Here is a 20407-nt window from a genome sequence, read left to right on the forward strand (position 1 = left end):
AAAGACCTTTGGATGGCGTTAGTTGTAGCTCGGCAACAAATGAGAGCCTGCTAATTCAATCAGACCTTGCGCTCATCCTGCCACTCCGCGCCACTTCCCTGCCCGCCCGATAGACGGTGCGCTCCTTCGGCACCGCCACCACCGCTTCCGGCACATGGTCGGCCTTCAGCGTGACGAAATCCGCCCTGGCGCCGACGGCGATGCCGTAGCCTTCGAGCCCCAGCGCCTTGGCGCCGGCATGGCTCACCACGTCGTAAGCCGCTTCCAGTTCCCAGTCCTCGTAGAAGCCGGAGCGGTAGCCGATCATGTTGGCGCGATTGAGCATGTCGCCATCGCCATAGGGCCACCAGGAATCGCGGATGTTGTCGGAGCCGGCGAAGACGGTGACGCCGGCCTTGCGCAGCGCAGCCACCGGCGGAAAAGGATGATCGCCGGGCGCGTTGGTCATGATGGCGACGCCGGCGGCGGCTATCCGCTCGGCCGCGCCGGCCAGCGTGTCGGCGGAAATGTCGCCCAGCCCGTAGGCGTGGCTGATGACGACGTTTCCCTGCATGCTCAACGCCTTGGTCCGGGCCGCTATTTCCTCGATCTCGAACAGGCCGAGCGTGTCGCGGTCATGCAGGTGGATGTCGACGCCGGCGCCGTGCTTTTCGGCAAGGCCGAAGACGACATCGAGATGGCCCTTCACATCGCGATCGAAGCTTGCCGGGTCGAGCCCGCCGATCAGGTCGCAGCCGAGCTTCAACGCCTCGTCGAGCACCTCCGCGGTGCCTGGCGAGGACAGGATGCCGCTCTGCGGGAAGGCAACGAGCTGGATGTCGATCAGGTCGCGGTATTTCTCCCGTACCCCAAGGATCGTCTCGACATGCTTCAAGCCGACCGCGGCGTCGACCATGACATGGCTGCGCATGGAAAGGCTGCCATTGCCGACGCAGAGCTCGAGCTGGTTTCTCGCGCGCTCCGCCATCGGCGCTGCCTGCTCGAGGTTCCTCATCTGGAAGGCGACCCGCTCGCGCACGTCAAAACCGTTGGTGCAGGGAATGTGCGGACGCCAGGCGTCGCCATAGAAGGAGGTATCGAGATGGATATGGCCCTCGACGAAGGCCGGCAGCACGAGCTGGCCGGCGAGGTCGATGGCGCCGGAGGGCGGCGTGACCGTATTGGCTGCAGGCACGATGGCGCTGAAGCGGCCGTCGGCTACGGTGAGGTCAGCGACCATGCCGTCGGCGAGCCTGGCGTTGAGATAATGAGTCTGGTCCACGGTGCAATCCATTGAAAGGAAAGCGTCAGTCGTCGCCGGTCGGGCGGACGAGGTCAATGCGGCAAGGGATAGAAACTGTTTCCACCCTTGCTTTCTCCTCCGTGCGGAGGAAGGCAGGTGCAACCGCCGCCATATACCGTTTTCGCGGAAGTTTCAGCGGGCGGCAAATGTGCCATGGTGAAGTCTGCGGTATGAGGCCGCCGTGGTCGACGCGGACGCCCAAGCACATCCCCAACAATGCGCCCCCAACGGCCGCGTCGACCATGAACGGAAATGGCAATGGCGACCTTGCCCAGGTCGCCGTTTTTTGACCGGCCCTGCTTTTGATCAGCCTTGCGTGCCGGCGTATTCGGCGACCAGCGGCTCATATTCCTCGAAGGACGGCAGCGCTTCGTAGCTGTGCACCGCCGATGTCGCTGCCCAGGGCAATTTCTCGCTGGTCCAGGTCTCGATGAAGGGCGCGAACCAGGCATGCTCGTCGAGCATGGTCGGGCGCAGGTTGACGAACCAGTCGATCCCCTCCGGCCGCGTGAACATCCAGGTCATGCAGTAGCCGCAGAAATAATGTTTCGACGCGCCATGCAGGCCGCCCACAACCGGCTCGCCCTTTGTCACCTCGAAGCCTTCCGAGGGGATCGCCGCGCTCAGCGAATAGGCACTGGACGACATCGACTGACAGCCGGTGCAGTGACAAGCCATGGTGAGCAGCGGCTTCGCCGAAATCTTCAGGCGCACGCGGCCGCAGCGGCAGCCTCCTTCAGCGGGGAGAGCGAGAGTGGGCAAGATGGGCTCCTTGGGTTGGGATTTGTCCCTTCTCCCCTTGTGGGAGAAGGTGTCGCCGAAGGCGACGGATGAGGGGTGTTCCAGGGAAAACCAGCGTCGCACTCCCCTGGAACACCCCTCATCCGTCTCGGCGCTTCGCGCCGATCCACCTTCTCCCACAAGGGGAGAAGGAGAAGGCGCGCTCAGCCTTCGACCAACTCCGCCGTCGTTGCCATCCGGACGCCCTGCCCCTCGAATGCCTCGTTGTGGCGGGCGATGATGTCGGGCGCCCTTTCCTTGTCGCTGTCCAGCGTCGAATGCGCGTCGGAGACCACGGTGACGCCGAGCCCTTCGGCAAAGGCTCCCTTCACCGTGGCGGCGACGCAGAAATCGGTCTGGGCGCCAAGAAGCACGACGCCCTTCGCGCCCTGCCCCGCCACCCATTCGGCCAGGTCGGGGTTGGAGAAGGCGTTTGCCGACGCTTTTGCCGAATGTCGGCTCGTCGGCCGTCTGGCCGAGTTGCGGCCATACCGGCCAGCCGGAGGCGCCCGGCGCCAGCGGATCGCCTTCCGGCCCGTCATGGCGGATGAAGGCCACCTTGCGGCCAGAACGGCGTGCCCAACCGATCAGCCGGCGGGCACGCTCGGCGATCGTGTCGGCGTCATGGATCGGCGGCTCGAAACGGCCGTCGAACATATTGGTCTGCAGATCGATGACGATCAGCGGTGCGGCGCTGGAAGGGGCTGTCTTTGGCATGGCGCGAAGATAGCGTGGGTGAGAGGCTGGTCAAGGACAAGGCCAGGAACCAGCAAGTAGCAACTTGCGCAACTACAATTTTCAGTTGTACTTATAAATCATCACAACTAAGATGGCCAAGAGATCGGGGGATGACAATGGATGAACAATACACCGTGTTCCTGATCGGAGGAGACACGGGAGGTGACGAGCAGGCGGTGTTCACGCCGCATAATGTGGGAACCCGGTGCAGGCTCACCTGCAGCTATCGCAACAAAGTCATCGCTGCTGAAGAAGACGACTATTTCGAAGCCCTGTGCCAAATCCGCAAGCAGCTAGAAGTGGACGGAATACTGCCCTTTTGTTATGGCGCGAGCGCCAATGTTTTCCCTGAAGGCACCGTGACGGAGATGAGCCGTGGATTGGTGGTCTGCAAGGTGAAAACGGGGGAGCGTCCCAAGAGAGCGACTTAGTCAATATATTTGACGATGGCTATGATGTGATGCCCGTGTTCGTTTCCATGCAGCAGAAATTTTGGGATTCGTGGCTAGCTTCCCTGCCCCAATCGCAAGACCCGGAAATAGCGAACTCGAAGGACGGCGCAGTCCACTCCCTCTGGCAGTCTCTAACACTTAGCTTTGCCAAGATGTTGAAATCGCTTTTTCCACGATCGGGGGGAAGATAAGGCGCCTGGCTTTTAGGACATCAGCGGCATCGGGCCCTTCAGCGCCTCGGCCAGCGCATCGCGGAAGACCGCGATCGGGCGCGCCAACCTGCCGGCCGGCGGGCGGTGCAGCAGCCAGCAGCGCACCTGCGGCTTGAAACCGGGGCAGTCGACCACCTCGACCGCGTCGCGCCATTGGCTGCCTGACAACGCGCCGGGCGTGACGACGCCGATGCCGTGACCGCGCGCCACCAGGGACATGCGCAAGTCCGCACCCTGCGCCTCGACGCCGACATGGAAGGGCAACCGCGCCACTTCGAAGCGATGGCGGATGAAGGCGCGGAAGCCGCAGCCGGTTTCGTTGAGCACCCAGGAATAGCGCGCGAGATCGTTGAGCTCCGCCTGCTTCGGCACGCCGAGGCTTGGCGAAGCCACAAGCAGCACCGCCTGCACGCCGAGATCGTCGCCGACAAGCTCGGGCGGCGGCGCGACACCCTCGGCGAGGCAGACCGCGACGGCGTCGATCTCGCTGTGCAGCACCTGCTCCACCAGGCGCGGCGACAGGCTGGAGGTGATCTTCAGCGTCAGTTGCGGGAAGGCCGCGCGAAGACTGTCGAGCGGCTCGGACAGCGCGCTGGTCGACAGATAAGGCATGATGCCGAGGCGGAACTCTCCCCTCACCTCGCCGGCCGGCGAGACGCCCGCCTTCAGATCCTCCAGCGAGCGCAGCACGCGGCGACCATGCTCATAGGCCTCGCGGCCCGATGCGGTTGGTTTCAGCGGCTTCGACTGGCGGTCGAGCAAAGGCGTCGCCAACTGCTGCTCGAGGTTCTGCACCCGGCGCGTCACGCCAGGCTGGGTGAGGTTGAGCCTGGCCGAAGCGCCGACGATGGAGCCGGTCTCGACGACGGCGACGAAGGCTTCGAGGTCATGGATATTCATGCGTAACTCGCATAATCATTATTATATCATTTCAATTGTAGCATTATAGCTGGTCCGAATAAAGTCCCGTTCGAATATGCGGACAGCGAGGCTAGCCATGAACGGAACAGACAACGCCCGGGTCGCGGCGGCCGACTTCGTGGAACAGCCGTCGCATGCTGCCGGCGGCGCCATCACCCGCTCGCAGACATTGCTGTTCGCCGCCTCGGTCGGCATCATCGTCACAAACTTGTTCGCGCCCCAGACGTTGGTCGGATTGATCGGCCCATCGCTGGGTGCCGCGGCATCGGAAAGCGGCCTGGTCTCGATGGCCACGCTGCTCGGCTATGCGGCCGGGCTGTTCTTCCTGGTGCCGCTGTCCGACCTAGTCGAGAATCGCGCGCTGGTGCTGCGCATGCTGTGCGCGGCCGCGCTCGCCGCCGCGGTGGCTTCATTCGCGCCGTCCGCCGCCTCGCTGCTTGCCGTGCTTTTCGTGCTCGGCGCCGCCTGTTCCTGCATCCAGGTGCTGGTGCCGGTGGCCGCCTCTATGGCGCCGCCGGGACAGGAAGGGCGCGTCATCGGCGACGTGATGAGCGGGCTGATGATCGGCATCCTCCTATCCCGTCCGATTGCCAGCATCGTCGCCGACGCCTTCGGCTGGCGCGCCTTTTACGGCATCAGCGCCGCGGCACTTGCGCTGCTTGCCGTCCTGCTCGGCCTGACGCTGCCAAGGCGGCGGCCGCCGGCGCATGCGAGCTACGCCGCGCTCATCGCCTCGCTGATCGGGCTTCTGGGTCAGGAGCCGATGCTGCGTCGCCGCGCCTTCACCGCGAGCCTGGTGATGGCGGCCTTCAGCGTGTTCTGGACGGCGGTGGCTTTGCGCCTCTCGGCATCGCCTTTCGACCTCGGCCAGAAAGGCATTGCGCTGTTCGCGCTGGTCGGCGCCGGAGGTGCGGCGGTGACGCCGATTTTCGGCCGCGCCGGCGACCGCGGTTTTACGCGCCCGGCAACGATCCTCTGCCATATCCTGCTAATCGCGGCGCTCGGCGTCGCCGCGTGGGCCGGCGTGGGGGCCGGCGCGGCCAAGGCCGGCGGCGCATGGCTGCCGCTCATCCTCATGGGCGTCAGCGCCGTGCTGCTCGACATCGGCGTCACCGGCGATCAGACGCTCGGCCGCCGCGCCGTGAACCTGCTGCAGCCGAAGGCGCGCGGCCGCATCAACGGGCTGTTCGTCGGCATCTTCTTCATCGGCGGAGCGATCGGCTCGCTGCTGGCTGGCATCGCCTGGGCCTGGGGCGGCTGGAACGCGGTGTGCGCCACCGGCGCAGTGTTTGGGGTGGCGGCGCTGGTGGTCGACCTGGTGGGTAGCTCGGAATAGCTGCCGCCGCTCAGGCGTTCCTTGGATCGGCCACGCATTGCGGGATCGCGCGGGTGGCGGCGATCAGCTTGCCGCGCACTTCCGAAGGCCGTCGCAAATTCTGCCAATAGGCGCCGATGCCCTTCATCTCGGTGCCCTCGCCGCCGCCCAGCGCGCCGTCGGCGCCGACCAGCATCGTCACGATCTTGACGCCGCAGGCGAGGTTGCGGTCGGGATCGGTGATGTCGACCTCCGACTTGAAGCCGCAATGGTATCTCTGCTCGTCCGAAAGCGACAGTTGCAGCAGGCCGATCGAATACTGATCCTGGTCCTCTTCCCAATAGGCGGCGGAGCTGCTGTTGACGGATTCCGCGCTGACCAGGTCGGCAAGCAGCGTACGCCAGAACACGGCGCGGCTGCTGCGGTCCTGCCGCAGATAGCCCGGGCAGAAAACCCCTATGTCGGAAGGCTCGAGAGCGCTCAGCGGCTTTTCGGCATCGACCAGATAGGCCAGCTTGCGCGTCACGGTCTTGTGGTCGACCATTTTTGCCACCGCGCCCTGCCCCGCAAGGCAGTTTTTCGCGAAGGCCTGCGCCTCCGGCTGGGTGGTATGACCGTGGGATTTCCACTGGTCGGTGCAGGAGGGCTCGGACGCGACAACCGGCTCCGCCGCCCGTGGAGCAGCCGGCGAGGCGACCGCCACGTTAGCAGGCTTCGGTGCGGCGGCTTTCGGAGCGGCAGCCTGGGGCACCGCGCTGTCGATAACCTTGGGATTGGCGCAACCGTCAAGCGCCAGCGCAAGTCCTATCAATGCCAAGGCGGCGCGGATCGGCTTCGACCGAAGCCCGGCCCCCGAACGGACTGATCCGCAAGCGTGCAAAGTATCCCCTCCCGAGCAGTAAAAGGTACAGACCAGCCCGGCCTCGCATCGTCACTCTGCCAGATCGGTGGTGGCCTGTCACCCGATCCCGCCAGTGATCGTGAAGGTTCCCTTACAGTGCCCGTCGGGCAGGCGCGCAATGGCCGTGACGATCGAGCCATAGGCGCCGCGCCAGACGCTGTGGAAGCCCTGATGCGTCGATGCCGGCACGACCACCCGACCGATCTGACGATTGCCATCCGCCTGCATGACGACAGGCTCTCCGTTGACGTGGACTTTCACTTTGGCCGGCTCGTCCGCGCCGACTTCCAGCACGATCGCGATCTCGTCGGTGCCGCCGGATCGCGTCGTCTCAGCGGTGAGCGCAAGCGTGAGCGGAGCATCGCCGGCCGGCGGGTCCTTGCGCGGGTCCTTGCGCTCGAACACATCGTCGGCCAGCGGCGGTGTGCGCGGCGGAGCGGTGCGGCGCCTTGTGGCGTGCTCGTAATCGCCGGCGATCGTCAGCAACGCCACGTCGTCATAGGCCTTGCCGGCGAAGGTCAGGCCGACGGGCATGCCTATATCGGCCATGGCGCCCGTTGGCACGGTCACCGTCGGGATGCCGAGATGGCGCCAGACGAGATTGCCGTTGGCGACCCAGGTGCCGTTGCGCCAGGCGAGCCGGGCGGAAGCCTCGTTGACGTCGGCATCGGCCGGACCGACGTCGGCGACCGCCGGCAGCACCACGGCGTCGAGGCGATTGGCGTCGAGCCAGTCCTCGAAGTCGGCGCGGCGCGTCGCCTCCAGGCCTTTCAGTCCCGCTTCGATGGTTGGAATGTCCGCAAGCGGCGCCACGCCCCGCCTTGCCCGCTCGACATACTGCGCCAGATCGAAATCGGCCTCGCCATAGCGGTCGCGCAACGTGCCCGGCGGCTGCGGGAAGATCTTTGCGCCGTCGACCGAAGCAAGATCGGGGATGGCCGGATCGGCATTTGCGCGCAGGAAGTCGTCCCAAGACCAGATGGACAGGTCCCAGATCTCGCGCTCGGCAAACTCGACCGGCACCAGCCCGCGATCGACCATGGAGCGAGCGCCAGGACGGTCGCGCTCGTAGTTGGACACGACGGGAAAATCGACCTCGACCACCTCGGCGCCGAGCGCCCCGAGGTCGCGCGCCGCCTGCCGCCAGAGGTCAAGCACCGAAGCGCGGGTCTCGATCGGGCGCTCCGCACCTTCATCCTTGTCGATATACATTTTCGGCACGCCGAGCCGCCTGCCCTTGAGCGCGCCTTGCACGGCAAGCGCGGCATAGCTCGCCGGCCGCAGCGCCGAGGCCTTCGGGATCGCCACCCAGGGCTGCACGCGCCAGAAATCGCCGCGCGTCTCGTCATCGTCGGCGACGATGACGTCGAGCAGTTCCAGCATGTCGGGAATGGTCCGCGTATGCGGCACGACCACATCCATGGTCGGCACGAGAGGCCAGTTGCCGCGCACCGAGATCACGCCGCGCGAGGGCGTGTAGGCGACCAAGGCATTGTTGGAAGCCGGCGCGCGGCCGGACGACCAGGTTTCTTCGCCAAGCCCGAAGGCGGCGAAGGATGCGGCGGTCGCCGTGCCGGAACCGTTGGACGAACCGGAGGCGAAGGCGGCGGTGAGGAAATCCTTGTTGTACGGACTCTCGGCGCGGCCATAGACGCCGCGCTGCATGCCGCCATTGGCCATCGGCGGCATGTTGGTAAGGCCGATCAGCACCGCGCCCGCGGCGCGCAGGCGGGCGATGGTGAAAGCGTCCTCGTTCGCCGCAAGATGCTCGAAGGCCGGCGAGCCGGCGGCGACCGTCAGACCCTTGGCCTTGTAACTGTCCTTGGCGGTGTAAGGGATACCGTCGAGCCGCCCGAGCGTCTTGCCCTCGCGCCGGCGCCGGTCGGACGCTTCCGCCTCCTCGAACATCTTCGGGTTGAGGATGGGCACGGCGTTGAGCGCAATGCCGTGACGGTCGTAGTGCGCGATGCGGTTGAGATACGCGCCGGTGAGCTCGACGCTGGTGACAGTGCCATGTTCAAGCGCGCGGCGGAGATCGGCGATCGAGGCTTCGACGAGGTAGAGGGTTGGCATAATGGCGGGCGAATTCCTTGTAGAGGTTGCGTTCCGTCACCCCCCTCTGCCCTACCGGGCATCTCCCCCGCAAGAGGGGAGGATCGATGTAGCGATCGCTTTCGCCACTCGCCAGCGATGCCAGTCACAGCGTCTTGCTGTCGAACTGCCCGTTCTGCTTCATGAGTTCGATATAGGTCTTGGCCTGCGCGTTGCCGTGCTCCGCCGCCTTCAGGAACCACTTGGCTGCCGCAGGGTAGTCCGGCTTTCCCAGCGCCCCGAGATAATAGAGTTGGCCCAGGCTGAACTCGGCGTCGGCGTTGCCTGTCTTTGCCACCTCCAACCACATTTTTTCGGCGGCTTTGCTATCTCGGGCCACACCCCTGCCATTGGCGTAGCAGTAGGCCACCCATAGCTGGGCCGCTACATTCCCTTGCCTGGCGGCCTTCAGCCACCACTGCATCGCATTGACCTCGCTTCGAGCCAGGCCTGCGCCTTGCCAGTAGGCAATCCCGAGACTTGCCTGCGCGAACGCGTCGCCCTGGTTAGCCGCCTTCAGCCACCAGGACGCGGCTTCTGTATCGCTCCTGCCGACACCCTTGCCCTTCGAGTAGGCATCGCCCAGCGCCGACTGCGCCGGGATGTAACCTTGCTCGGCTGCCCTGCGGTACCAGACAACCGCCTGCGTATCATCCTTGCCGACCCCGCTGCCCAGCGCGTAGGCATTGCCGATGGCGGCTTGCGCATCGACCTGGCCACGCGCAGCGGCCTTCATCCACCATTCGAAAGCCTTGTTGAAATCCTGATCGACACCGTGGCCGCGCGCATAGAGCGTACCGAGCAGACTCTGCCCGCTCGGGTCTTCCTTGTCGGCGGCTTTTCTTGCAAAAGGCGCCGCAACCTTGTAGTCCCTCTCCACGCCTTAGCCGACGTAGTAGGCGCGACCAATGGCGTAGGCCGCTTGGGCGTTTCCTCCGTCGGCGGCCTTGCGCCACCAATCGAGAGCGTGCTGCCGGTCTTGCGCCACGCCTAGGCCCTGCCAATACAGAACCCCCAGTTTATATTGCCCGTCGGGATTATCTGTATCCGCCAGTAGAGAAAGCTGGCGATACTCTTCCGCATAGTCCTTGGCCAGGTTCGCCGCCCGCGCCTTTTTTATCGCGGACCATTGCTGGTAATAGTTTAAGGCCGGACCGAACAGAACGAAACCAGCCAACACAACTAAGGCGAGGCATAGCGCCGGCCCGGGGCGCGGCCGACGCGGACTATAGACTGCGGTTTGCGACCTAGGCGGCCATTCGAAATTGCTCAAGGTCCCCAACCCATTTGCAGACACAAGTAATCAATAGCGCAAGTCTCCCCATTCGGGAATATTTGCGGAAAGGCTTCGCTCCGGAGGACCAACTCAAGGAGGCCACCCAAGAATCCGACAACCTTGGAACTGATAAAGGCTTATTCCGGCGCACCCGCAAACAGCACCCTTCCATCCCCTCCCGCCGCCGGCCAGTCCCGGATGGTGCGGTCGATGCCGCCAGTCAAAAGCGTGCCGTCGGCGGCGAAGGCGACCGAGTATATCGGCCCGGTGCCAGGGTCGAATTCGGCGATCTCGGCGCCGGTGTCCATGTTCCAGATCCGCGCCGTGCCGTCGAGCGAGACGGAGCCGAGCCGCTTGCCGTCGGAAGACAATGCAAGCGCATAGACCGTGCCGGAGTGGCCCTCGAAACGTCTCACTTCCTTGAAGCTGTCGAGGTCCCAGAGTTTTATCGTGTAGTCGCCGCTGCCGGTCACGGCGTGGTGGCCGTCGGCCAGGAAGACCGCGCCATAAGCGCCGTGGTCGTGGCCGTGCCAGCTGCGCAGCTGCTTGCCCGAAACGATATCCCAGAGCTTCAGCTCACCGTCGATGCTGCCGGTGAGCGCCCTGGTGCCGTCGGGCGAGATGGCGACGGAGCTGACCGACCAGTCGTGGCCCGGCAGCACATGCGCTACCGTCCCCTTCTTCAGGTCCCAGACGACCACCGAACCGGTGTCGTGACCGCTGACGGCGAGCTTGCCGTCCTGGCTGATCTTCAATTGCCTGACGCCGCCATTCGCTCCAGACGAGAAGACGTGCAGCACCGTGGCGTCGGATAGCTGCCGCAGCACGATCTCGCCGTCGTCGCCGGCGGTGAGCGCGGTCTTGCCGTCGGGCATGAAAAGCGCGCTGCGCGCCATATCGTTGTGCTCACCCAGATCGCGGATCAGCCGTTTGCCGTCGATGTCCCAGAGCTTGATCATGCGGTCGGTGCTGGCGCTCATGATCTCGTGGCCGTCGGGCGACACCGCCAACCAGACGACGGCATCGCGGTGGCCTTCCGGCGCAGTCGGCTGGGCGGGAGGAGCCGGTGGAGGCGGCGCCACCGTCTGCGGCGGCGTTGCGGGCGCGAGCGCCGTCTGCTCGGTCGGCTGGACGGGAGCCGCGACCGGCTCAGCGGGCGGCACGGGTTTCGCAGCCATTTCCTGCGCGGGTGCGGGCGCGGCCGGCTTCGTGCTCGCCTCCGGCAAAGTCGGCTTTGCGCTCGCCTCCGGCTCGACCGGTGTGATGGCGACTTCCCTTGCCGGCTCTTCCGTCCGCCACGGGCCGAATTGGTCGGCGACGATGACGAGCAGCGCCAAAAGCGGCAAAGCAAGTGCTGCGCGGCGAAACCGCGGATGGCCGGCCGGAGCGATCTCGGCGTCGCGACCGAACAAAGGGGCGGCCGGATCGTGCCCTGCCGCCGCCGGCAGCAGGCCGGCAAGGAAAAGCAGCCCGGCAAGGACCGACAGCACCCCAGCCACGCCGAAGATTTCCAGGCGCGCCGTCGCGAGTGGCCTGCCGCCCAGCACCGGATAGAGCTTGGCGAAACAGGCAATGCCGACGATCAGCATCGCCAGCGCCAGCAGCCTGTCGGTCGATCTCCTCATCGGTCTCCCCCGCGCCTCGCAACAGCCCCGCCGTCCCGACCCGCGGCGATAACAACCCCTGCATCCTAGCCGAGCTTGCGGCCAAGGCTAAGTGCAAGACATCACACAAGGGTCGCCGAGCGATATCTTTCGCACTCGGCTCCGGCAGCCACGACCATCGTACTATTGAGCGGCGGTTACACCAGTAGAACGCTGTCCCCAGGAACAGAACGGCCGCTTGCTTGACAGAAACTGCTTATATGAGATTATCCGCTGGGATCTTCGAGGAGCGCAATTCGCATGAAGAAGACTTACGAGAAGCCGATTCTGATGCGCAAGGGCAAGCTTTCGGCGGTGGTAGCGGGTCCGTCGCTCGTCAACGGTAACGGCTCCACTCTGCCCCCGCCCTGATCGAGTCACCTAACCTGTCTTTCGATAATCCCTGCCGCAGGGATTACGTTTCAATTTCCGCCTATTGGGCGTCCTGTAAGATTTGCGTATATGCGCCACCCGCATTTGCGCATGATCACGGAGGGTCGTCTCCCGTACCTCGCGGTCGATAGCTGCCGCTTCGCGCCGGCTATGATGTCCCTCCAAGGCAACCACAAAAGCCTCGGTCCGCCGGCACGGTTCCCGTGACGTCAGAGCGCAAGCACGAGATCGTCCAAAACGGCCTGCCAATGATGCCTGGTGGAGATGCGTATGCGCGTCACCGCCCTAAGCATCGGCGCATAGTGGACCGGCGCCAGCGCCGACAGCGCGATTTCGTCGCTGGCGATCAACTCTTCCCCCAGCCAGCTTTCCACCAGTGCCACCTCGCCTTCCGAAGCCAGCCAGGCCGCGGCCAGCATCGCCGAATGGAAGCCGAAGGGCGTGGCGCGGCCCAACTCGGCCGGATGGCCGCTGCTGGTATAGGCGATGTAGGCGCCCGACACGTTGCCGTTGACATAGCCTTCGCTGTTTGGGGTGTGATCGCGCGACATGGCGTTGAGATTGTGCCAGTCGAGCCCGGCGTGGCCCGACGGCACCTTGCGCAGGCCGCGCGGTGTTATGTCGTCGAAGCCGATGGCCTTGAACGGCGCGTCGGGCGCGAGCGCGCCGGGCGCCAACAGGCCAAGGTCGATCGGATAACCCGATAACCTGAGCCGTCGGTCGAGCCCGGAACCGGCAATGACGATTTCATCGGCATCGACGCCCAGCGGGAAGCGAAAGACTGCGTCCGCAGGCAGCGGGTGGCTTTCGAGCAATTTGCCCTTGCCCATGACCGACAGCGTCGCTTCCATCCCCACCGGCGTGCTGCCGCTCGCCGTCCGCCCCGGCGCGAGGCCGACCGGTTTCGGCAAACCTTCGCCGACGAGGCCTACCATGGAGCCAGGCGCGTCCCGCAGGCGCACTGCCTGGTCCTGGTTGGCACTGCTGGCGCGCCAGCCGGGCGGCACCGAGACCGAGAACCGGTAGATTCCGGGTCGCTGGATCATCGCGCTGCGGCGCTTCGACGACATCGAGAAATTGGCGAAACCGGCACCGTTGCTACGCGCCGAGGCAAGGAAAGTGCCGCGCTCGTCATAGAGCCGCACCACGATGCCCGCCATCGGCCGGTCGGCTTGGCCATAGCTGCCGTCGCCGTCGACATCCATGTAGACGAAAGACGAGAAGTTGAGCTTGCCGGATGTCGGCGCCCAATGGACGCGATGCGCATAGTCGCCGGTCGGATTGGGGTTGCCGCGCGCCCTGCGGCGCTTGCGGCGCCAGCGCAGCGCGATCGCGATGAGGGCAATCGCGCCGGCAAAAACGAGGGCCGAGATGAGGGCGACGAGGGCGGCGTCAGCCATGGTGCGCAGGCGATGGCTGCAGATCAGTGTTCAAGACCACGAGCATGAAAACCCCCTCCAAATTTTCAGCAGATTAGCGTCGGACATCGATGCCGCAAGTCATTGTGATGAATTGCGATGCTGGCGGGACAGCGCCGGCCTTCCCTTCTCTCCTTGCGGGAGAAGGGAAGGATCTCATCCCAACTCCACCCAGACCGGCGCATGATCGCTGGGGTTTTCCCCTCCCCGCACCTCGCGGTCGATACCCGCGCCCTTCAGCTTCCGCGCCAGCTTCTTCGACAGCAATATGTGGTCGAGCCGCAAGCCCGCATCGCGCGGCCAGCGGTTCCGGCGATAATCCCAGAAGGTATAGAGTCTTTCTTGCCTGGGAAAAACCTTGCGCAGTGCATCCGTCCAGCCCTGCTCGATCAGCGCGGCAAAGGCGGCGCGGCTTTCGGGCTGCACCAGCGCGTTGTCGTCATAGGAGCGGGTCTCATAGATGTCGCGTGGTTCGGGCACGATGTTGAAGTCGCCGGCTAGCACCACCGGCAGGCCGGTGTCGAGGAGATCACCGGCGTGTGCTGCGAAGCGTTCGTGCCAGGCGAGCTTGTAGTCGAATTTCGGCCCCGGCCGCGGGTTGCCGTTCGGCGCGTAGAGGCAGGCGATGACGACGCCGTCAACCGCCGCCTCGATGTAGCGCGCCTGGCGATCGGCGTCGTCGCCCGGCAGCGCCTCGCGCGTCAGCACCGGTTCGGCGCCCCTTGCCAGGATGGCGACGCCGTTCCAGGTCGGCTCGCCCTTCCACACCGCGCCATAGCCGGCGTTAGCGAGGCGGGTCAGCGGAAACTGGGTGTCCCGGGACTTGAGTTCCTGCAGGCAGACGACGTCGGGCTTTGCTTTGGCGAGCCAGGCGAGCAGGTTTTCCAGCCGGCTGTTGATGTTGTTGATGTTGAAGGTGGCGAGTTTCATGTTTGGATGCCGAAACCGCCCCTCGCTTCCTCATCCTCGGGCTTGACCCGAGGATCCATTCCGCGACGACCACCGTGGAACGCGGCGGGGCAGAATTCCGAACCGTTGCAACGCCTTGGCGTCACGGAATGGATTCTAGGGTCTGCGCGCGTCGCTTCGCTCCTTGCTCCGCCCTAGAATGACGAAGCCGATGGCTGCGCCAGCTTGGCTTTTATAGTCTCAGCCACCGTCTTCAGATGATCCGCCGTCGAAAAACCCGAGATCGCCTTGCGCGGCTTCAGATCATGGTCGCCGTCTTCCAGCCAAACCACCTCGATGGCGTCGGAAAGGCCGTAGGTCGCGACTTCCTCCTTGGTGCCGAACTCGTCGCGCGTGCCCTGGAAGATCAGCGTCGGCGTTTTCAGGTCGATGAGATGCTTCGTGCGCAATTGCTCCGGTTTGGCGGGCGGATGGAATGGATAGCCGAGGCAGACCAGGCCGGCGATCTCGCCCTTGGCGTACATCTCGTCGGCGACCATCGAGGCGACGCGGCCGCCCATCGACTTACCACCGATGATCAGCTTGCCGGTCACGCCCTTGGCGCGGAGATCGGCAATCGCCTTCACATATTCCGGGTTCACCGTCTCGGCGCGCGGCGGCGGCTTGCGGTGGCCGTAGCGGCGCGCCGCCATGTAGTGGAACTCGAAGCGCGCGACCTGGAAGCCAGCCGCTGCGAGCGCCTTGGCGGTGGCGGTCATCGAGGGCGAGTCCATCGAAGCACCGGCGCCATGCGCGAGCAGGATGGTGACGGCAGCTGTGTCGAAGCCGTCGAAGAGGAAGTGGGTCATGGGTGCTCCAACCTCCCCTTCTCTCCTTGCGGGAGAAGGTGGCTGAGCGAAGCTCCGACGGATGAGGGATGCTCCAACTTGGCGTACACGCCCATCAATGTACCGGTACACGTCAACATCACCAGCGTCTCATTCCCTCCAACACCCCTCATCCGTCTCGGCGCTGCGCGCCGATCCACCTTCTCCCACAAAGGGAGAAGGAAAAGGCGCTCACCCCGCCGTCCTCGCCATGTGCAAATCCACGAACTGTATGCCCTTCTGCGCCAACCTCGCCCATTCGGAGTCCGTATCCAATTCCAGATACCGCCCCCACAGCCGCCTGGCCTCCGTCAGATTTCCCGCATCGAATTCCAGCCGCGCGAGGTTGAAGACCGGGTCGGCGTAGCTCTTGTCGAGCGCGATCGCCTTCTGCAGATGCCGTCTTGCCGAGGCAACCTTGCCCTCATCGCTCATCAGCCCGGCGAGGTTGAACCAGGCTTCGACAAAGCCGGGATCGAGTTTTATCGCCCGCGCATAGTCATGCGCCGCCTCGGCAGCGCGGCCGGCGCCGCGCAGGCAGTTGGCGCGGTTGAAGGCGGCGATCGCATCCTTGGGATCGATCGCAAGGCAGCGCTGGTAGAGTGCTGCCGCATCGTCGTGGCGCCCCTCCTCTTCCGCCATTTCCGCCTCGGCGAACAGTTCCTCCAGCGTGTCGTCTTCCGGTGAGCCGAGGTCGAACAGCAATTGGCCGTCGAGCTCGCTCCTGCCGTCGTCGAGATAGATCGCGTCCGGGCGGCCATGTTGCGAGCCAAGGTTGAGCGACTTGGCGGTGAGCGAGGCGACCGGGCCGGACCGGTGCACCGAGCGTGCGATCGCGCCCCACGACGCGCCGCTGGTGATCAGCCCGGCATATTTGCGGGCCAGGATCAGGTCGCGGAAGGAATAGGGTTCGCCGTCATGCTCGAAGGCGTCGAACAGCGACAGCATGTCGAGATCGGCGCCAGCCAGTCGCGACCGATCAATCAGCGATTGCCTGGAGAGCGACGAGGCGTCGGGCGCCTTCATCAGGCCAAGGAGGCGCAGGAAGCCGTTCTCGCTGATAAGCTGGCGCCCAGCTTCGCGCTCGGCCTTCGCGCGGCGCTCGATCTCGGCGTCGCCGGATTTCGCCGCCTTGGCGAGAAGCGCGCGGCCGAAGACGACGTGGCTGGTGCGGCGGGTGACGCCGCGCCTCAACTCTGCATGGCGGCGCTCGACCTCGCGCGCGGCAAGGCGCAACGGAAAGGCGGCCAGCGCGCCGACGACGCCGAAGACGGCGCCGGGAACGATCACTGGCCCTGCACTTCCCTTCACTTCTTGCTCTTGCCGACGGCCTTCAACAGGTTCGCCTTCAGCGGATTTTCAGCCGCGCCGCCCGCGGCCGCCTTCTTGGCGGGCTTGGCCGGCGCTTCCTCGGCCTTGCTCTTCGACTTGGCCGGGGGCTTCGCCTGCTGCGACAGGCTCGCCTTCAGCGCGTCCATCAGGTTGATGACATTGCCGCGCTCGGGTGCTGCGGCGATGATCGGCTTGTGGCCTTTCAGCTTCTCGCGGATCATCGCCATTAGCGCCACCTCGTAGCGATCCTCGTAGTTCTTCGGATCGAAGTGGGTTTCCTTCTGCTTGATCAGGGCCTCGGCCAGCTGCAGCATTTCCGCGTCGGGCTTGGCATCCGGGATGTTGCCGAAATATTCAGTGGTGCCGCGCACTTCGTTGGGGTTCCTCAAGGTGCAGACGAACATGCCGTTCTCGCGCGCACCGATCGTCACCACGCGCTCGCGGCTGGAGAGCACCAGGCGGGCAATCGCCAGCTTGCCGGATTTGCGCATGGCTTCCCGCAGCACCGCGAAGGTTTCTTCCGCCATCGCGCCATCCGGCGCCAGGTAATAAGGCGAGTCCTGGTAGACGACATCGACCTCGCCCTCGTCGACGAAGGCCTCGATGTTCATCGTGTGGTTGGATTCGATCCGGACCGCGTCGAGGTCGGCGTCATCGATTATGATGTACTGCTTGTCCTCATATTCGTAGCCACGCACGAGATCCGAGCGCTCGATCAGGCCGAGCTCTGGATCGACCGGCTTCATGTTGATGCGGTTGTGGGTCTTCTTGTGCAGCTGATTGAACGAGATCCGCTCGCTCGCGCTGGTGGCCGGATAGAGCCGGACCGGACAGCTAACGAGGCTGAGCTTGAGGTAACCTTTCCAACTTGCCCTGGGCGCCATGATGAACTCCTACGCGGCCATGCACTGACACTATGTTGGAGCATGATCTTGTCATGCTCTTTGCAGCGCTTCGTCCGGAGGACGAGCAGCGCCGTGGAAATCCTACACCGACCCCTCACCCTACAGCCGAATTCCTAGCGAAGTGTTCTTGGAGTGGGTTAGCGCGAAGGATAATTCAAATTGTGGGAAGCGTCGATGGAGATGGCGCCGCCCTTTTCCTCGCCCCACGAAGTGGGGAGAGGTGGCTCGGCGAAGCCGAGACGGAGAGGGGGAATGGCGTGGCGCCGAATGTTCCGGCGCTTGACCACATACGCTGGCGCTGCCCCTCTCCGGCCGCTACGCGGCCACCGCTCCCCACTTCGTGGGGCGAGGAACTAGCGCTCAAACGCCGGCAAATCCCTGGCAGCCTCATCGATCTCCGCCCACGGGTCGCCCGACGTCTCCAGCAGGCCGGGCAGCGAGGCGTAGTTCAAATCCTCGGGCGCGTCGATCGCCTCCAGGTCGGTCCAGCTTACCGGAGTCGAGGCCGGCAAGTTGGTGCGGGCACGCAGCGAATAGGGCGCGGCGGAGGTGTGGCCGCGGGCGTTGCGGTGGAAATCGATGAAGATGCGCTTCTTGCGGTTTTCCTTGCCCATCGTGGTGGTGAAGGTGTCAGGCGCGGTCGCGGCGAGCAATGTCGAAATGGCGCTCGACGCCTGGTGCAGCTTCTTCCAGTTCTGCTTGCGCGTCACCGGCACGGTGATGTGGATGCCCTTGCCGCCCGACGTCTTGGCGAACGGCACCAGGCCGAGGCTTTCCAACCCACCCTTGATGTGGACGGCGGCCTCGACCACCTCGCGCCACGAAATCCCCTCGCCTGGGTCGAGGTCGAAGACGATCTGGTCGGGCTTGTCGAGCTTGGCGCGATGCGTGCCCCAGGTGTGGAACTCGACGACGCCGAACTGCGCCAGCGCTAGGTAGCCCTTGGCATCCTCGACCGAGAGATAGGTTTTTGTTTCGCCTTCCGAATTGGTGCTCTCGAACACCGCCACCGAGGGCGGCATGCCGGTGAAGGCGTGGCGCTGGAAGAAGCAGTCCTGCGGCTTGCCAGTCGGGCAGCGCACCAGCGACACCGGGCGGCCGATGATATGCGGCAGCATGAAATCGCCGACCAGCGCGTAGTAGACAGCGATGTCGAGTTTGGTCGGCCCGGTCTTGCCGAACAGCCGCCGCTCCGGATTGGTGACCCAGATGGTGGCGAGGTCGGACTCGGCGATCAGCCGCTTGCGCTTGACCGGCACCGGCGTGGTGAGCCCGCCGACATCGCGCAAGCCGCGAAAGACGCCGTGGCGCAGCGAATTGTCGGCCGTGCGGTTGGCGTAGTGGATGCGCGCCGACAGCAACGGCTTCACCCAATGCATCTCGCGCATGATCTCGCGCGGCACGCCTTCGGGCGGCGTGGCGCCGGCGGTCAGCCGCTCCAGTCGGGCGAGCAACTCCGTCGCCATGTCGCGGTCGAAGCCGGTGCCGACCTTGCCGCGATAGTGCAGCTCGCCATTCTCGAACTCGGCCATGCCAAGCGCCGCCAACCCCTCCGCCCGGTCGGAGACGGTGTAGCCGGCGATGACGAAGTCATCCTTTTCGAGCGCCTTCACCTTGGTCCAACTCTTGGTGCGGCCGCTCTGGTAGATGGCGTCGGCGCGCTTGGAGACGACGCCTTCGAGCCCGAGTTCCGTCGCCTGCTCGTAGAGCCCTTGGCCCGAACCCTCGACATGGTCACTGTACTGGATGGCGGAATTGGCGGCCTGGCCGGCGAGCAGTTCGGCCAGCAAGGCCTTGCGCTTTTGCAGTGGCGCCTTGCGCAGGTCCCAGCCGTCGAGATGGAGCAGGTCGAAGGCGTAGAAATGCAGTTTCGAGCCGGCGCCCTCGGCCAGCGCGTCCTGCAGCAGCGCGAAGCGCGAAATGCCTTTGTCGTCGAGCACCATGATCTCGCCGTCGATGATCGCCTGGGCGACCGGCAGCCGCGAAAAGGCCTGCGGGAGATCGCCATAACGCTTCGTCCAGTCGATGCCGCCGCGGGTGATCAGCCGAACCTCGCCATCCACCACATGCGCCATGGTGCGGTAGCCGTCGAATTTTATCTCGTGCAGCCAGAGCTCTGGCGTTTTCCGTGAGGGGTGTTCACCGCCTGGCGGCTCTGTCACCTGGGTGGCCAGTTGCGGCTCGATGCGGGTGGGTGGATCGCCCTTTACCGCGCCGGGCAACGCGCCCGGCTTCAGCGAGCCGGCTTTCGGCGGCAGGCGCTCGCGTTTCTTCGGCGGCGTCACCAGTTCCTCGATGCGACGGCCCGATTTCACGCTTTCGGGCCTGGCTTCAAGAATGTCGAGCTTGGTGTCGGAAGCGAGGTCGCGCTCCTTGAACAAAAGCCAGTTCTTCTTGTTTTCATGCTCGCCGGGCTTGGGCTTCAGCCTGGTCAGCATCCAGCCGCCATTGAGCTTCTCACCGGCCAGCCGGAACTTGAAGGCGCCGGTCCTGAGGCTTTTCTCGACATCCTCCATCGGTGCCCAGGTGCCGGTGTCCCAGACGATCATGGGCCCACCGCCATATTCGCCCTCGGGGATGACGCCCTCGAAGTCGATATATTCGATGGGGTGGTCCTCGGTCTCGACGGCGAGGCGCTTGTCGGCCGGGTTGAGCGAGGGGCCCCGCGGCACGGCCCAGCTTTTGAGCACGCCGCCGACTTCGAGGCGCAGGTCGTAATGATCGGCGGTGGCGTGATGCTTGTGGACGACGAAGCGGTTGCCCTCTCCGCCTGCGAGGCTGCCCGTCGGCTCCGGCGTGCGGGAGAATTCGCGTTTGGCGCGGTAGGGTTTGAGGTTGGCGGGCATGGCTAGGCGCCGAAGAACGGAATGGAATACGGCGAACGCCGCGTTCCCTCGCCCCCCTCTCTGTCCTGCCGGACATCTCCCCCTCAAGGGGGGAGATTGGCAGTTCCAGCGCCGGCACTCCCCTTCC

18 protein-coding genes and 1 pseudogene are annotated in these 20407 nt (G+C 65.0%); 3 read left to right on the forward strand and 16 right to left on the reverse strand.

Translation table 11 applies throughout. The features are described from left to right. Nucleotides 1-55 precede the first annotated feature (55 nt). From FJ471_RS23295 to FJ471_RS35370, 4 genes and pseudogenes are all read right to left on the reverse strand, one after another. Nucleotides 56-1273: an amidohydrolase family protein gene (locus FJ471_RS23295; protein ID WP_181179676.1), complete on the reverse strand. Its 1218-nt coding sequence runs from the start codon at nucleotides 1271-1273 to the stop codon at nucleotides 56-58. A 315-nt stretch (nucleotides 1274-1588) separates the two neighbouring features. Further along, nucleotides 1589-2044 carry a GFA family protein gene (locus FJ471_RS23300; protein WP_140807087.1) on the reverse strand — a complete coding sequence of 152 codons (456 nt, stop codon included), beginning with the start codon at nucleotides 2042-2044 and terminating at the stop codon, nucleotides 1589-1591. Between the two features lie 182 nt (nucleotides 2045-2226). Continuing rightward, nucleotides 2227-2604, reverse strand: a complete 378-nt coding sequence (locus FJ471_RS23305; protein WP_246684807.1) for an isochorismatase family protein — start codon at nucleotides 2602-2604, stop codon at nucleotides 2227-2229. After that, nucleotides 2567-2779, reverse strand: a pseudogene (locus FJ471_RS35370) (isochorismatase family protein); the annotation flags it as partial. The gene FJ471_RS23305 and the pseudogene FJ471_RS35370, both read right to left, overlap by 38 nt. A gap of 137 nt (nucleotides 2780-2916) precedes the next feature. Between FJ471_RS35370 and FJ471_RS23310 the strand changes: the two are divergent. Next, nucleotides 2917-3231 (forward strand): hypothetical protein, encoded by a 315-nt coding sequence (locus FJ471_RS23310; protein WP_246684808.1) that lies wholly within the window; start codon nucleotides 2917-2919, stop codon nucleotides 3229-3231. Nucleotides 3232-3455: 224 nt separating this feature from the next. On the opposite strand, the gene FJ471_RS23315 is transcribed toward FJ471_RS23310, so the two are convergent. Further along, nucleotides 3456-4364 carry a LysR family transcriptional regulator gene (locus FJ471_RS23315; protein ID WP_140807088.1) on the reverse strand — a complete coding sequence of 303 codons (909 nt, stop codon included), beginning with the start codon at nucleotides 4362-4364 and terminating at the stop codon, nucleotides 3456-3458. A gap of 97 nt (nucleotides 4365-4461) precedes the next feature. On the opposite strand from FJ471_RS23315, the gene FJ471_RS23320 reads away from it, so the two are divergent. Next, nucleotides 4462-5721 carry an MFS transporter gene (locus FJ471_RS23320; RefSeq protein WP_140807089.1) on the forward strand — a complete coding sequence of 420 codons (1260 nt, stop codon included), beginning with the start codon at nucleotides 4462-4464 and terminating at the stop codon, nucleotides 5719-5721. Nucleotides 5722-5731: 10 nt separating this feature from the next. Here the strand turns inward: FJ471_RS23320 and FJ471_RS23325 are convergent, their stop codons facing one another. The 5 genes from FJ471_RS23325 to FJ471_RS23345 all read right to left on the reverse strand — a co-directional run bounded on the left by FJ471_RS23325 (nucleotide 5732) and on the right by FJ471_RS23345 (nucleotide 11593). Further along, on the reverse strand, nucleotides 5732-6517 hold the full coding sequence (locus tag FJ471_RS23325; protein WP_140807090.1) for a hypothetical protein: 786 nt from the start codon (nucleotides 6515-6517) through the stop codon (nucleotides 5732-5734). Nucleotides 6518-6658: 141 nt separating this feature from the next. Next, a complete protein-coding gene (locus tag FJ471_RS23330) occupies nucleotides 6659-8674 on the reverse strand; it encodes an amidase (protein WP_140807091.1) in 2016 nt (671 codons plus the stop codon). 124 nt (nucleotides 8675-8798) lie between these two features. Further along, on the reverse strand, nucleotides 8799-9572 hold the full coding sequence (locus FJ471_RS23335; protein ID WP_140807092.1) for a tetratricopeptide repeat protein: 774 nt from the start codon (nucleotides 9570-9572) through the stop codon (nucleotides 8799-8801). A gap of 3 nt (nucleotides 9573-9575) precedes the next feature. Further along, nucleotides 9576-9869 (reverse strand): SEL1-like repeat protein, encoded by a 294-nt coding sequence (locus tag FJ471_RS23340; protein ID WP_181179678.1) that lies wholly within the window; start codon nucleotides 9867-9869, stop codon nucleotides 9576-9578. Between the two features lie 236 nt (nucleotides 9870-10105). Beyond that, the gene (locus FJ471_RS23345) at nucleotides 10106-11593 is read right to left on the reverse strand and encodes a WD40 repeat domain-containing protein (RefSeq protein WP_140807094.1); all 1488 of its coding nucleotides are present in this window, start codon (nucleotides 11591-11593) and stop codon (nucleotides 10106-10108) included. 279 nt (nucleotides 11594-11872) lie between these two features. Here FJ471_RS23345 and FJ471_RS23350 point away from each other — a divergent pair, with 279 nt between their 5' ends. After that, the gene (locus FJ471_RS23350) at nucleotides 11873-11983 is read left to right on the forward strand and encodes a putative RiPP precursor (protein ID WP_140807095.1); all 111 of its coding nucleotides are present in this window, start codon (nucleotides 11873-11875) and stop codon (nucleotides 11981-11983) included. Nucleotides 11984-12213: 230 nt separating this feature from the next. Here the strand turns inward: FJ471_RS23350 and FJ471_RS23355 are convergent, their stop codons facing one another. The 6 genes from FJ471_RS23355 to ligD form a co-directional block, all read right to left on the reverse strand. After that, on the reverse strand, nucleotides 12214-13404 hold the full coding sequence (locus FJ471_RS23355) for a hypothetical protein (protein WP_140807096.1): 1191 nt from the start codon (nucleotides 13402-13404) through the stop codon (nucleotides 12214-12216). 174 nt (nucleotides 13405-13578) lie between these two features. Continuing rightward, nucleotides 13579-14352: an exodeoxyribonuclease III gene (xth, locus tag FJ471_RS23360; protein WP_140807097.1), complete on the reverse strand. Its 774-nt coding sequence runs from the start codon at nucleotides 14350-14352 to the stop codon at nucleotides 13579-13581. A 173-nt stretch (nucleotides 14353-14525) separates the two neighbouring features. Next, nucleotides 14526-15179 carry an alpha/beta fold hydrolase gene (locus FJ471_RS23365; RefSeq protein WP_140807098.1) on the reverse strand — a complete coding sequence of 218 codons (654 nt, stop codon included), beginning with the start codon at nucleotides 15177-15179 and terminating at the stop codon, nucleotides 14526-14528. Between the two features lie 210 nt (nucleotides 15180-15389). Then, entirely contained in the window at nucleotides 15390-16508 is a 1119-nt protein-coding gene (locus FJ471_RS23370; RefSeq protein ID WP_181179680.1) for a tetratricopeptide repeat protein, read from the reverse strand. Continuing rightward, a complete protein-coding gene (locus tag FJ471_RS23375; RefSeq protein ID WP_140807099.1) occupies nucleotides 16505-17413 on the reverse strand; it encodes a Ku protein in 909 nt (302 codons plus the stop codon). The genes FJ471_RS23370 and FJ471_RS23375 overlap by 4 nt, the downstream gene beginning before the upstream one ends. Nucleotides 17414-17787: 374 nt before the next feature. Further along, on the reverse strand, nucleotides 17788-20280 hold the full coding sequence (ligD, locus tag FJ471_RS23380) for a DNA ligase D (protein WP_140807100.1): 2493 nt from the start codon (nucleotides 20278-20280) through the stop codon (nucleotides 17788-17790). Between the last annotated feature and the right edge of the window lie 127 nt (nucleotides 20281-20407).

The organism is Mesorhizobium sp. B2-7-1, from assembly GCF_006440735.1.
GTDB lineage: Bacteria > Pseudomonadota > Alphaproteobacteria > Rhizobiales > Rhizobiaceae > Mesorhizobium.

What these genes read in the sequence shown, in the direction of transcription:
- FJ471_RS23365 (WP_140807098.1), bottom strand. Translation starts at nt 15,179, where the DNA reads ATGACCCACTTCCTCTTCGACGGCTTCGACACAGCTGCCGTCACCATC.
- FJ471_RS23305 (WP_246684807.1), bottom strand. Translation starts at nt 2,604, where the DNA reads ATGACGGGCCGGAAGGCGATCCGCTGGCGCCGGGCGCCTCCGGCTGGC.
- FJ471_RS23320 (WP_140807089.1), top strand. Translation starts at nt 4,462, where the DNA reads ATGAACGGAACAGACAACGCCCGGGTCGCGGCGGCCGACTTCGTGGAA.
- FJ471_RS23315 (WP_140807088.1), bottom strand. Translation starts at nt 4,364, where the DNA reads ATGAATATCCATGACCTCGAAGCCTTCGTCGCCGTCGTCGAGACCGGC.
- FJ471_RS23375 (WP_140807099.1), bottom strand. Translation starts at nt 17,413, where the DNA reads ATGGCGCCCAGGGCAAGTTGGAAAGGTTACCTCAAGCTCAGCCTCGTT.
- FJ471_RS23295 (WP_181179676.1), bottom strand. Translation starts at nt 1,273, where the DNA reads ATGGATTGCACCGTGGACCAGACTCATTATCTCAACGCCAGGCTCGCC.
- xth (WP_140807097.1), bottom strand. Translation starts at nt 14,352, where the DNA reads ATGAAACTCGCCACCTTCAACATCAACAACATCAACAGCCGGCTGGAA.
- FJ471_RS23355 (WP_140807096.1), bottom strand. Translation starts at nt 13,404, where the DNA reads ATGGCTGACGCCGCCCTCGTCGCCCTCATCTCGGCCCTCGTTTTTGCC.
- FJ471_RS23330 (WP_140807091.1), bottom strand. Translation starts at nt 8,674, where the DNA reads ATGCCAACCCTCTACCTCGTCGAAGCCTCGATCGCCGATCTCCGCCGC.
- FJ471_RS23310 (WP_246684808.1), top strand. Translation starts at nt 2,917, where the DNA reads ATGGATGAACAATACACCGTGTTCCTGATCGGAGGAGACACGGGAGGT.
- FJ471_RS23350 (WP_140807095.1), top strand. Translation starts at nt 11,873, where the DNA reads ATGAAGAAGACTTACGAGAAGCCGATTCTGATGCGCAAGGGCAAGCTT.
- FJ471_RS23345 (WP_140807094.1), bottom strand. Translation starts at nt 11,593, where the DNA reads ATGAGGAGATCGACCGACAGGCTGCTGGCGCTGGCGATGCTGATCGTC.
- ligD (WP_140807100.1), bottom strand. Translation starts at nt 20,280, where the DNA reads ATGCCCGCCAACCTCAAACCCTACCGCGCCAAACGCGAATTCTCCCGC.